We start from the raw sequence: 12,512 nt of genomic DNA, 5'->3' as shown, positions 1-12,512 counted from the left end.
ATAAAAAGGGGTAAATGAATATGAAGAAAGCCATTATTGTAATCGCAAGTACAGCAATTGCCTTTTACACAATAAAAAATAGAAAAAAGAAGCACAATAAAAACGATCTATATTATCCATACACATTATTAAAGAAAAAATAAAAGACAAGGTACCCTATCTTAATGAGGATATCTTGTCTTTTATTTTTCCTATTCCCTTTAAAGGATTTTCCTCTTCTTTTCCCGAATGTATTAAGCGGGATTTTTACACATATTTTAAAGGGGCATAAATACAAATGGATACACAACAACTATACTTTTTAAACGACATCGGCAAACAAAAACCAGAAAGCATCCGGAATAGAAGCGCTGCATGTCCTTTTTGTGACAGAGAAAATTTAACGGATATTTTAGCAACTGAAGGCTCAATTATTTGGCTAAAAAACAAATTTCCTACATTAAAAGATACATTTCAAACGGTGCTAATCGAAACAGATAATTGTGAAGATCATATTGCGACATATACAGAAGAACATATGCGATCGTTAATCCGTTTCTCCATTAAACATTGGTTAGACTTACAGAAGAATGAAGAATTCACATCTGTAATTTTATACAAAAATCATGGTCCATTCTCAGGTGGAAGTTTGCATCATGCACACATGCAGATTATTGGAATGAAATATGTAAACTACCTCGATAACGTAGAACAGGACAACTTCCAAGGAGTAATTGTACAAAAGAACGAACACATTGAACTCAATATCTCAGATCGTCCTATTATCGGTTTTACTGAATTTAATATCATTATTGAAGATATTGAATGCATAGATGAACTAGCAAATTATATTCAGCAAACTGTACGTTACATACTGACAGATTTCCATAAAGGATGTAGTAGTTATAACTTATTCTTCTATTACTTAAACGAAAAAATCATTTGTAAAGTTGTTCCTAGATTTGTCGTCTCACCGTTATATGTAGGATATAAAATACCGCAAGTTTCCACAAAACTAGAAGACGTAAAAATACAACTAGCAGCGTATTTCACAAAACAAAACGACGTGATTATCCACAAAAAAATAGAGTAGGTATCAAAAACCTACTCTTTAATTACACCTTTATTTCGATAGTACACATCTTCTAATCCGATGTTATACTTCATGTTATTATCCGTCCACTCTGGCCCTAAATTCCCTGGCCATCCAGATGTATTTGCTATATATTTTAATAACGCAAAATCCGTCAAACCTTTTTGCACCCCGCGCTTATATCCTTTCATTAAATGCGGCATTGCAATTTGCGCATTTGTACGTGGATCTTTCAGCTCATCATCAGTTAAATGATCCGGTGCAAGTCCACCACCGCGATGCAATTGAAACAATCCGAATGAAGTTCCGTTATCTCCAACACTTCTTGGATTTAATCGACTTTCATGTTCGGCAATTGTAAGAGGTATCCATTCTGGAAGATTGACTTTCTTTGCTTCCTCTATAATAATTTGTTTCATCTGTTTTGCTTCTTCTGAGTCAACATAGCTTGTCTCATTTACTAATTTGCCCATTCCTTCAGACTTTCCTTGGAAATATAAGTACACTCCAAGAACAACTAAAAATCCTACAAAGAATTTCTTCACTACCTCTACCTCTTTCTCCGCTGAAATTTGTCCCCTTTCAGCCTTCTTCCCTTTACAATTACCCACATTCTATCATTCTCTTACTCTTTTATCATAGCAAATAACTATACATATTATCATCATGCTTTAGACCGATTTTGTGAAAAAACAGCTGGTAAATACGTGCAAAAATGTAACTTTCATAGACTACAACGTATTTCTTGTATATAATTGTAAATTGAACTCTACATATAGAATAGGAGCAGACCAAATGAAAAAGTGCATAATACTCTTGTTCAGTATTTTACTTCTTATGCCCATCCACATCTCTGCACAAACGTCATCAAAACCAAAAGTACTTGTTTTATATAGTACAAAAGAAGATACAATTACAAATAATATTCAAATCCTTAATACTCAACTAGGCCATTTTACAAAAGATATAACTATGAAAAGTTTAAACAAGGCTAATGAAATTACTAATTCATCTTCTTATACACATATCGTCTATATCGGTGAACAAAAAGAAGAATTTCCTACTGAAGCAAAACAACTTATAGAAAATTTCTCAGGTCCAGTATTAGTTTTAGGGCAAAATGTTGAACAATTATCTAATCGCTTTTCATTCATTACCCTAAAGGATAATGATATACGAACTAATAAAATCGAATATCCAAGTAATAAATTAAAAAACACTCTAGAAGAAGAACGTTTGATTCAATCTTTTGATACAAACGGAACTGTTCTTGCTAACGCTTTAAGCCCAAATAACAAGAACCCACTAATCGTTCAACATGAAACATCTTACTACGTTGCAACACCAAATCTCTTTGACTGGATCTCTCATTACGTCGGTGAAATGCTATTTTCTTACTTTAAACAAAAACCAACGACAAATAAAGTAGAAGCTTATTTACGTCTTGAAGACGTTCATCCAGCCGCAGATATAAATCAATTAAAAGAAATTGCTGAATTACTAAAAGAGAAAAAGATCCCCTACATGATGACAGTCATACCAGTATATAAAGATCCTGATACAGGAAAGACAGTACATTTAAAAGATAAACCCGAACTAGTCGATCTTTTACGCTCTATGCAAGACGATGGTGCAGCAATTATTATGCATGGTTATACTCACCAATTTTATGATAGTGAAACCGGTGAAGGTTTTGAATTTTGGGATGTAAAAACAGACCAGCCAATTCGTCAACCAAATCATGAACAACCAAAATCAAAAGATGACTTTCCTACTATAGATGCCTATAATGCATACGTAAAAAAAGGGGAAGAGTTTGAAGAAAAATATACAACTGATCATATTGAAAAAGGCATTCAAGAACTTGTAGATGCCAAATTATATCCTGTCGCATTTGAAGCACCTCATTACACGATGTCTCAAAAAGGATATGAAATACTATCAAGGTACTTTTCAACTTATGTAGGACAACTACAGTTAAGTGATACAACTTGGAAATCCATGCACTCACCATTTTATACAAGTACCCCATCCTTTTTACATGGCATGAAATTAATGCCTGAAACAGTTGGATTTATTGAAGAAGATAAGCCACATGCTATCGCTAAAATGAAAGAACGTGCTGTATCTGTTGCAAAACTATCTGACGGCATTATCGGTGCATTCTATCATCCTTACTTAGGTGTGAAACCATTAAAAGAAGTACTAAAGGATCTAGAAAGTATTCCAAATATAGAATGGATTGATTTACAAAAAGAAACAAATGAAGTGAAGATGAAGGATATTCATATTACTACTAATAAAGATGGCATTCACGTTGAAAAACCAACAAGCGCAAGCGACGTAATGGATTATGTAAAACAATATGGATTCTTCCTTATACTTGGTTTCTTCATCATTGTCTTTCTATTGTTATTAAGACGTGCAAAAAAATTAGAATCCTAAAATAAAACCACCAAGCAAAATGCTTGGTGGTTTTTTAACTTAAACCAAAACGTGGCATATTATTAATAACCCATTGATTATGTTCATAAATAAATTCAACTTCCACTTTTTCCGTTACATTATCATAATCATTATACGTTTCTACCTGCGCTTTTATTTTTCCATCCTTTAACTCGGCAGAAATAATTTTTGTAAATTTAGTTGCTGCTTTTGATCCTGGATCTCCAATAGCATAGTACATTTTTCCATTTAACTCTTTCATATACTTACTCTTCATATACTCTGCTATAAATGATTTTGAGAAATACGTAGATAGCGTAGTCTCTAAATTATCCTTCGTATTATAAATAGGGGTCACTAATTCCCCGTATGAAAAATCCCCTACTCGTTTTGGGTTTCCTGTTAGTGCAGCCATTTGAACACTAGTGAGTTCCTTCTGTGCATTCCATACTTTCTGTAACATAACGTCGTCTGCTAGCTTCTTATCTTTTACTTCATTTGATTTCTTTGTATCTAGATTCATGATAGTGCCATTATCCGTATAGAGGTACATATCTCCTGCTACAAAATATAAATAAGATTTAGTTGGTTCAACCGCTTTATTATAAATTACTTTTTCATTTCCTCCATTCATTCTCTTCTTATATACTCCATCCTTTTTTATATAATAAAAAGTGTCCCCTTTCACATTCATCTGCAAGGCATCCTTTACCAATAACTTTTCATTATTTTGTTGAACGTCTATTTCATATATGCCATGCTCAGCTTCATTTGTTTCAAAAGGTAACGAAAAGTCGACAACAGCATATAATTTTTCATTATCATATGTAGCACTAGATATTGTTGCATAATTTTCTTTTGACCAAGTTTTATTATCTTTTGTAACTTGTGTTCCACGATTTTTATTCCAATGTAGAATACTATCATCTATCGTTTGAGACCAACCAGAATTTTTAAATGCCGCTTCTTCTTCCTGTCCCGTTTTCAAATCCATTTTTACAATCCCTACAATATCAAAACCACCATGCTCAGAATATTTTTTCGGATAAAATAAAGTTTGATCTTTTATATAAACATAATTTGTATCCGCTTTTAACACGTCTAGCTTTTTGTTAGCTATATCATACTTCATTAAAGAAGATAATCCCGCATTCTTATCTTCATCCGTATGAATAAAATATAAAACCTTGTTTTTTATATTTATGTAAGAAGCATTTACACCTTCCACTACACGTTCCGAAGTCTGAAATTGATCTTTCGTACGATAAATGCCTCCTGTATTTTTATTACCATTTACTGCATAGTAAACCCATCCATCACTCTCTGCCATCTTCCCTTTATTAGAACTGTTTCCAACCGTATTGCCATTTTTCTCATTTTCTTTCATCTGTTTTTCAACTACTGGATCCATTTGTTCTTCTTTATTTTCTTGTGTTACGTTTGAATTGATGGCCTTTTTTTCTGCTTCACATCCAAACGCTGCAAGTGAAATTGTACCGATCATCATTGTAATAGCTATTTTTTTATATGCTCTCCCCATTTTCTTCCCTACTTCCTTCATCAAATTAAACACATCATAAATTATAGAAAATATTAGAAAAAATATCCATGATAAAAAGGATAAGAGTAACGCTCCTATCCTTTCAAATAAAGTGAAACTTTAATTAGTGGGGTTTTGTCCATCCCCCACTGGTTATTAGTTGAACCAATCGGGCTTTTACGGGAAGTTGCTCTCCCACCTAACTCCTCCGCATTAGTCAAATTTTGAGGTGGAAGTCTTACTGCCCGTTAATGCGGGGTAAAATTGAATCGTATTTTCATATATCGTTTTCATAACCTTATCAACAGACATGTTTTTTATAACACTAATTTCCTTTAGTACCTCTCTAATCATTCCCGGATGCGTCATAACATCGTCTTGAAATTCCCACGGTCCATCTGTTTCTACCATCATATATTCAAGAGGATAATACGAAACAATTTTTCTAATCTTCTCCTTATGTAAAACATCTGGTGTGATAGAAATATAATAACCGTTCCTCATCATACGTTTCATTGTTGTTTCACTTCCTTTAAACCAATGAAAATGCGCACGTGAAACTTTATATTTCTCCAATAAATCACATACAATATCAGCATCTTCATACACTGCATGCAATATAATTGGTAAATCATATTTACTAGCTAGTTCAACAAACCGTTGTAACACTAATATATACGAATTGACAGCAATGCGCTCATCTTCTTTTCTTAAATAATACGGTAAGCCAACTTCACCAATCGCAACTATATCCTCTACATGCTCTTCAATTAATTTATAAATTTGCTCACATTCTTCTTTATGAATCGGTTGCTCTGGATGAAAACCTATTGCTGGATGTACAAAAGGATATCGTTTTGCTAAAGATAAAGTTTCTTTACATGATTGATAATTCATAGATACAGCAATAAGCCCCTTTATCTCTTTACTATTTTCCACATCTTTAAGTAATCTACTTTCCTCTTCACCCTTATATTGGTCAACGTGTATATGACTATCAATCCATTTCATTTTTATTCCCCCACAAAAAAAACAAGAAAGGATCTCCCTTCTTGTTTTGTCATCTATGTTATTTAACAATTAAGTTTGTTATGATATCAAATAATCCAATACATACTACGGCAACAGTAAAGTAGCTACAGAAATCTTTAATTGGAAACTTCACTACTTCTTCTTTACGCATCCCATTCTTCTCCCTTCTTACTATATCCCTAATTATTTTTATCTATTTGTATCTATTATGCAAAAAATATGACAAATTTACTATCGAATTAACTTACGTAAACCTTACAATGTTGTAAGGTTTATAAAAAGGGCCTCATCTCCATACAGATGAGGCTATTAAAAAGTAGTTGGTTTTTCATTCTTCATTCATATTACAAACAGAAAGTAATACAGTGAGACTTTCTAATTACACTATATAAAATTCACTATCTTTTAACTATCGAATTACATTACAGAAGACTTACATGTTTGTAAGCTATGTGTAATGTAATTCGATAGTTTCTCTCACCTACATCTCGTACAATAAAGTTAGTAAGTAAGCTAAATAAGAAGAACACTCACATAACCAAATTACATTGCTAGTAGCTACTCTTCTTATACCTTTCACTCATGCTACTACAATGTACCCCCTTCCCCTTTATATATATAAAAAGCCTTAGTCCCTCTGGACTAAGGCTTTTTTATGAACCATTAAAATACCCATACCTAGTATTTTTATTTTCGACAAAAAATAGGCGGGGGTATAACCCGCTATCTCATCGCTAAAAGTTTACTCTTTGCATTAATAGGAATATTTACAGCTTCAATTTCTTCAATCGACTCGCCGTAGCGTCCTTTTGCGTACACCTTTAATGTTTCATCTCTCTTTAACATATGCTTAACAGTCTTCTTTATTTTTTGTTCTCTTCCACGTTCGTCAAATGCAATAAATTCATATTCATACCACTCATCGCCAATATGCTGACCAATTGTATTCACAACCGTATAGTATTCTTTCGTCTTATAAAATGGATTATATTTATCGATAACCGGTCCAAGTTTCGTAGGTAGTAACATTATTACTATGACTATCATCGCTATTATAGTAGTGATCATTTTTTTCTTCATAATAAACATTCCTCCTCTGCAGGATATATATACATCCATTTTAAAAAGAAAGAATACAATCTACTATTGAATCTCATTACATTACACTTACATTTTTGTAAGAATTAAAAAAAGATGAACGAATTTACTCGTTCACCTTTTAGCTCGCTTTAAAGCCTCCGCCAAGTACATCACGTACATCATGGATAACGACGAAAGCATCTTCATCTACTCGACTAATAACTTGCTTTAACTTAACAAGCTCTTGTTTATTAATAACAACATATAAAACTTCTTTATTTTTACCAGTATATCCGCCGCGCCCTTCTAATACAGTAACGCCGCGTGTCATGTTTTTCGTAATAGCCTCACGTATTAACTCTGGTTGATTTGAAATAATTGTAACAGCCGTTTTTGTGTCCATTCCTTCTACAATGAAATCAATTACTTTCGCTCCGATGAATACTGCAACAAGTGTGTACATCGCTTTTTCTTGCCCTATTATAAATACAGAACCAGCAATTACAACGATATCAATAATAAGTACACCTTTTCCGACACTCCAACCTAAATATTGATTTGCTAACCGTGCTAAAATTGCCGATCCCCCTGATGTACCTCCAGCTTTGAACATACAGCCTAATCCGATACCGACAAATACACCAGCAAATAGTGCCGCTAATAACGTATCACTATTTACATGGTACTCAATATGTTCCGTAACATATAAAAACAAAGATGTTTCTACAATCCCTAAAATTGTATAAACCATCGTTTTCTTATCAAAAAATTTATAACCAACAGCTAGTAAAATTGCATTTATAGCAAAATTCACAATCCCCGGCGACCAATCAAATAAATAGTACGTAACAACCGTTAAACCAATAATTCCACCCTCTGATAGACGGTTTGGAATTGCAAAGTAATTAATACCAATTGCGAATAATAATGAACCAATTGTAATTAGTGTTATTTCCTTTATACGTTGATTAACCATAGTTCATACCCTCCCCCCATTTGACATTGTATCACTATCTCCTAGAGGTTTAGAAGTTGTTTTTATTCAGCATTTTTCCTCATAAAGACCAGAATATTATGTTTAAACAGGGGGGTGATTAATTATTCACATTCGCTCTAACTATACGGCCAAATTGCTCCACATTCCCCTTCTGAATATACTTAGCTCGGATGGTTTCATGATTACAAATAAATTCGAAATACGGGCGAAAAACTATGCTATCTATATGCAAATATGAGTACTCTTTAAATGTTGAAGGATAGTAAGGAAATTTCCCGTAAAACAGGAGACGTCTAGTAGTCGCAACAAAAATCCCATGTTGATAACATAACGTGAAATTATCCTTCTCAAAAACCCCCACCACAAAGGCTAAAACATTTTCGTCATTCCCTAAAAACTTTTTTATACTTAATAAAAGTTCATTCATGCATTTCCCTCCAAATACTATTCTTGAAAAGAATCCATGGATTGTTACAAACCGGTTTAACTCCTTTATAAAGTATGAAACGCGTTTCCTGTCAAAGGTATTTCAAAAAATAATCCGTTATGCACTTATACACATAACGGATTAAAACTACACTGTAGATCGCTCCACAAGTTCATATGGAATTTCCACCTTTTCTTGTTTAGAACTTTCATCATTTGTTTGCCGATAAAACATTTCAAAGGCTTTTTTACCTATTTCCTTTAAATTTTGATCAATAGTTGTAAGTTGTAACACTTGCGAGATAGGTTGATTATCCAAACCAATAATCGCTAAATCCTCAGGAACTTGAATACCTAATTTTTCAGCTTCTGTCATAACCCCAATCGCAACTTCATCTCCTGCTACTATTAATGCTTCAGGAAGATGCTGCATTTCCTTTAATTTATGAGCCACTCTCACACCATCTTCTAACGTAAAACATTCTGTGAAAATCCATTCTTCATTCACTTCTTCATCTATAGATTGCAATTGACGCTTATACACATCAAAACGCTTTTGACTACTCGGTCCTAGCTTTCTCCCCGTGCAATAACCAATTTTTTTATAACCTTTTTCAATAAGATGATTCATTCCTAGCTGGAAAGCTGCCGAATGATTTGTATATACACTTGAGATATTTGAAATATCATTGTCTTCACAAGCAATGATTGTGCCGTACGAAGCATACGGTTCTATCATTTCCCAATCATTTGCACGCGAACAAATAATGAGGCCATCCAATTGTTTCGTTTTTAACATATGTAAACTTTTCATTTCTTCTTTTTTATTATAGTTTGTTTGGCAAAGTAGCACCCTGTAGTTATGAGTTAACGCTCCCTCCATCATTCCCCCTACCATTGCATCGAAGCTCGGGTGATTAATGTAAGGGAGAATTACACCAACAATATTCGTCTTTCCTTTTGATAAATGAACAGCATTTGCGTTTTGTGAGTAATTCAATTTCTCAACTATTTCTAAAACAACTCTCCTTTTTTCTTCACTTACGTATGGATGATCATTTAGCACCCTCGAAACAGTTGTAATTGAAACCCCAGCCATCTTGGCGATATCTTTAATATTAGCCATACACTCACCTCTACTCCTAACTTAATGAATGCAATGAACATATGTCAATTCTTCTTATCATTACACTGTCATTCGTTTTTCTTACAAAAGTGTAATTTTCCTGTAAGCTAATTCGATAGTTGCTCTCCGCTATTTTTCATACAATTAAGTCAGAAACAGGGCAACAATTATTCGAAAAGGAGCGGATTTATATGATGAACAAAGTGAAATCAAACAATTTTTTACATACAATGGGCATGGTATTTTCCGCTCTTATCGATGCAAAAGCTGTTGCTTCTACATTAAACAAGTAAGGAGAATATACGATGAACAACATTACTTTTAACAAATTAGATTTTTTAGGATTAGCTAGCGGCTCGATTCTTCTTACTACTTTTATTTACGCTGCTACGCTTGTATAACTTTGTGTCCCCTTTCCCCTTTATATAGAAGAAGACGACCGTCTATGCCCGGTCGTCTTTTCTTACTTTTGATTTGATTGCAAAGCTATCTTTAGCTCCTCAAACCTCTCATTTAATTGATCTGTCATCATTTTCATAGCTGTTTTTCGATCTATTTGTTCTTCAGCATCAATTTGAATTGGGTCTCCAAAAATTAATTGTGCTCTTTTTCCTTTTATTAATTCTTTTACACTTGAGGGACCAATATAAGCTGCCGGTATTAATGGAACGTTAGAACGCATCGCAATTGTTACAGCACCAGCTTTTAACGAAACGTCTTCTGTCGATCTCGTTCCACTCGGGAAAATCCCTACCACTTTTCCTTCTTTTAATAAGCGTGATGGAATTTTAAGTGTACTCGGTCCTGGATTTGCACGATCTACAGGGAATGCATTTACATTTTTAAAGAACCAATTTTTGAATTTCCCTTCAAATAATTCTTTTTTGGCCATGTAATGAATCTCTGTTGGGTACATCCCTGTAGCTAACATTAATACATCCATAAAACTTGTATGTGTACACGCAACAACATACGGGCCACCTTCTGGTAGCTTTTCTCTTCCTTGCACTTCTACTTTCCCAGCTGTTTTAAATATATATTTCAACAAAAATGTAATTGGTTTATACATTTGTTTCGTTCCTTTCTGAACATCCGAAGTATAATCATTTCCTTACCACAATTATAACACTAAGTTTTAGGAGTTGGTAATAATTTTAAGGTTTAAATATTAAATTTCAATTCTTACAAAAGTGTAATTATCTTGTAAGCTAATTCGATAGTTACTCTCCACCATTTTTCATACAATTAAGTCAGAAAGAAACAACAACCATTCGAAAAGGAGCGGATCAATATGATGAACAAAATGAAAACGAACAATCTTTTAAATACAATGGGCATGGTATTTTCCGCTCTTATCGATGCAAAAGCTGTTGCTTCTACATTAAACAAGTAAGGAGAATATACGATGAACAACATCACATTTAACAAATTAGATTTTTTAGGATTAGCTAGCGGCTCGATTCTTCTTACTACTTTTATTTACGCTGCTACGCTTGTATAACTTTGTGTCCCCTTTCCCCTTTATATAGAAGAAGACGACCGTCTATGCCCGGTCGTCTTTTTAAATGTTTCTTTCTTTTAACTCTTTTAAAAGCTGTATCATTTCAGCTTGTTGTTTTATCTTCTTACGACCATTTCGATTAATTGCTGCAAGCTCACAAGCAACTCCAACGGCGAAGAAAAACAATAAACTTTCTAACATGTGAAATCCTCCAATTGCCTATTAAACAGCTTGACGTAATTGCTCTTCTTGTAACATCTTCTTATTTATGTTTTCTTCTTTTCTCTGACAAACATTATTGCGAATAAGCGCTGCAATAACAAATAAAGTTCCTACAATATCAAACATTGTGATTTGATATCCTTGCATCATCATAATAACTAAAGTCGTAATAGGTACAAAGTTAATAAATAAAATACCATTAATAGATGATAAAATTTTCACACCGTAATTCCAAGCGAGTAATGCTACAATTCCTGGTAATGTCATCATAAACAATAAATCATATCTCACGATAGAAATCGTTCCCATACTAGGGACTGAAACATATCCAAGTGCCGTAATAATTATCGTTATAATTCCTGTAACGGTCGTACCGAATACACACGTCAACGTAGAATAACGTAATGTTGACCAATCGCTACACGTTTGACCACCCATCGTATAAATAACCCAGCCCACAACTCCAACAAATATACATGCTAGCGAAAACATGTTATCTTTCAACGTTAAAAAGAAACTCATATCACCTTTTGTAATAACAAATACAGCTCCTATAAAAGCGATAATCATGCTCGTTATCATATACTTTTTCGGTTTTACACGCTTATATCCCCATAGAATACAAATAGAAATCATCGGCATAAGTGCTTCCATAATGGAGGCTACCATCACGCCTGATTTCCCCATTAACATTTGACCTAAAAATATAAGTACATTATATACAGTAAACGCCATCGTTCCGAAAAAGACGAGTAGCCTTCCTCTTCCTTCTAAACGAAATGCCTGTTTCCCTTCTTTCATTAACAACAATACAATCAGCATTATCGCCACCGCTCCATAGCGAATAAGAGAAAAATAAAACGGATCTATGTATTCTAACGCATGATCAGCAACTGGAAACATTGCTCCCCATGACATACTTGCAATTAAACACGTGAAAGCGCCTATTATCATTTGACCTTTTCTCACCACAATCCCCCGCTTCTTTCTATTTGCACAAAGAGAATTGTAAAAGAAAAAATATATCACGTAAAATGATTCAAAATGATGTTAACTATCATTTATAATGAT

At 33.6% G+C, this 12,512-nt stretch carries 15 protein-coding genes; 5 read left to right on the top strand and 10 right to left on the bottom strand.

Going from position 1 to position 12,512, the window contains the following annotated elements:
• Positions 1–14: 14 nt before the first annotated feature.
• The gene (locus tag MR079_RS17270; RefSeq protein ID WP_003266122.1) at positions 15–143 is read left to right on the top strand and encodes a hypothetical protein; all 129 of its coding nucleotides are present in this window, start codon (positions 15–17) and stop codon (positions 141–143) included.
• Positions 144–277: 134 nt separating this feature from the next.
• Entirely contained in the window at positions 278–1,072 is a 795-nt protein-coding gene (locus MR079_RS17265; protein WP_139869620.1) for a DUF4931 domain-containing protein, read from the top strand.
• Between the two features lie 11 nt (positions 1,073–1,083).
• On the opposite strand, the gene MR079_RS17260 is transcribed toward MR079_RS17265, so the two are convergent.
• Positions 1,084–1,617, bottom strand: coding sequence for a transglycosylase SLT domain-containing protein (locus MR079_RS17260; protein ID WP_000713259.1), 534 nt, complete (start codon positions 1,615–1,617; stop codon positions 1,084–1,086).
• Between the two features lie 250 nt (positions 1,618–1,867).
• Here MR079_RS17260 and MR079_RS17255 point away from each other — a divergent pair, with 250 nt between their 5' ends.
• Positions 1,868–3,517, top strand: coding sequence for a DUF2334 domain-containing protein (locus tag MR079_RS17255; protein ID WP_242294361.1), 1,650 nt, complete (start codon positions 1,868–1,870; stop codon positions 3,515–3,517).
• Positions 3,518–3,551: 34 nt separating this feature from the next.
• On the opposite strand, the gene MR079_RS17250 is transcribed toward MR079_RS17255, so the two are convergent.
• From MR079_RS17250 to MR079_RS17225, 6 genes are all read right to left on the bottom strand, one after another.
• On the bottom strand, positions 3,552–5,057 hold the full coding sequence (locus tag MR079_RS17250) for a DL-endopeptidase inhibitor IseA family protein (RefSeq protein WP_242294360.1): 1,506 nt from the start codon (positions 5,055–5,057) through the stop codon (positions 3,552–3,554).
• A gap of 213 nt (positions 5,058–5,270) precedes the next feature.
• Positions 5,271–6,068, bottom strand: coding sequence for a TatD family hydrolase (locus MR079_RS17245; RefSeq protein WP_242294359.1), 798 nt, complete (start codon positions 6,066–6,068; stop codon positions 5,271–5,273).
• 744 nt (positions 6,069–6,812) lie between these two features.
• Positions 6,813–7,169: a YxeA family protein gene (locus MR079_RS17240; protein ID WP_000728419.1), complete on the bottom strand. Its 357-nt coding sequence runs from the start codon at positions 7,167–7,169 to the stop codon at positions 6,813–6,815.
• 139 nt (positions 7,170–7,308) lie between these two features.
• A complete protein-coding gene (locus MR079_RS17235) occupies positions 7,309–8,145 on the bottom strand; it encodes a YitT family protein (protein WP_044790585.1) in 837 nt (278 codons plus the stop codon).
• Positions 8,146–8,263: 118 nt separating this feature from the next.
• Positions 8,264–8,593, bottom strand: a complete 330-nt coding sequence (locus MR079_RS17230) for a PH domain-containing protein (RefSeq protein WP_242294358.1) — start codon at positions 8,591–8,593, stop codon at positions 8,264–8,266.
• 147 nt (positions 8,594–8,740) lie between these two features.
• The gene (locus MR079_RS17225; protein WP_242294357.1) at positions 8,741–9,718 is read right to left on the bottom strand and encodes a LacI family DNA-binding transcriptional regulator; all 978 of its coding nucleotides are present in this window, start codon (positions 9,716–9,718) and stop codon (positions 8,741–8,743) included.
• A 305-nt stretch (positions 9,719–10,023) separates the two neighbouring features.
• Between MR079_RS17225 and MR079_RS17220 the strand changes: the two genes are divergently transcribed.
• Entirely contained in the window at positions 10,024–10,119 is a 96-nt protein-coding gene (locus MR079_RS17220) for a DUF3948 family protein (RefSeq protein ID WP_073530339.1), read from the top strand.
• A gap of 62 nt (positions 10,120–10,181) precedes the next feature.
• Here MR079_RS17220 and MR079_RS17215 read toward each other — a convergent pair whose 3' ends face one another.
• Positions 10,182–10,787, bottom strand: coding sequence for a lysophospholipid acyltransferase family protein (locus MR079_RS17215; RefSeq protein ID WP_139869614.1), 606 nt, complete (start codon positions 10,785–10,787; stop codon positions 10,182–10,184).
• Positions 10,788–11,123: 336 nt separating this feature from the next.
• On the opposite strand from MR079_RS17215, the gene MR079_RS17210 reads away from it, so the two are divergent.
• On the top strand, positions 11,124–11,219 hold the full coding sequence (locus MR079_RS17210) for a DUF3948 family protein (protein WP_073530339.1): 96 nt from the start codon (positions 11,124–11,126) through the stop codon (positions 11,217–11,219).
• A gap of 60 nt (positions 11,220–11,279) precedes the next feature.
• On the opposite strand, the gene MR079_RS17205 is transcribed toward MR079_RS17210, so the two are convergent.
• Together MR079_RS17205 and MR079_RS17200 are read right to left on the bottom strand one after the other, a co-directional pair.
• A complete protein-coding gene (locus MR079_RS17205; RefSeq protein WP_000894069.1) occupies positions 11,280–11,420 on the bottom strand; it encodes a YrzO family protein in 141 nt (46 codons plus the stop codon).
• Between the two features lie 21 nt (positions 11,421–11,441).
• A complete protein-coding gene (locus MR079_RS17200) occupies positions 11,442–12,410 on the bottom strand; it encodes a DMT family transporter (RefSeq protein WP_242294356.1) in 969 nt (322 codons plus the stop codon).
• Positions 12,411–12,512 lie beyond the last annotated feature (102 nt).

Source organism: Bacillus cereus group sp. BfR-BA-01381, assembly GCF_022663555.1.
GTDB classification, from domain to species: domain Bacteria; phylum Bacillota; class Bacilli; order Bacillales; family Bacillaceae_G; genus Bacillus_A; species Bacillus_A pacificus.
The sequence above is the reverse complement of the archived record's forward strand: the minus strand, read 5'-3'. Positions and strand labels throughout refer to the sequence as shown.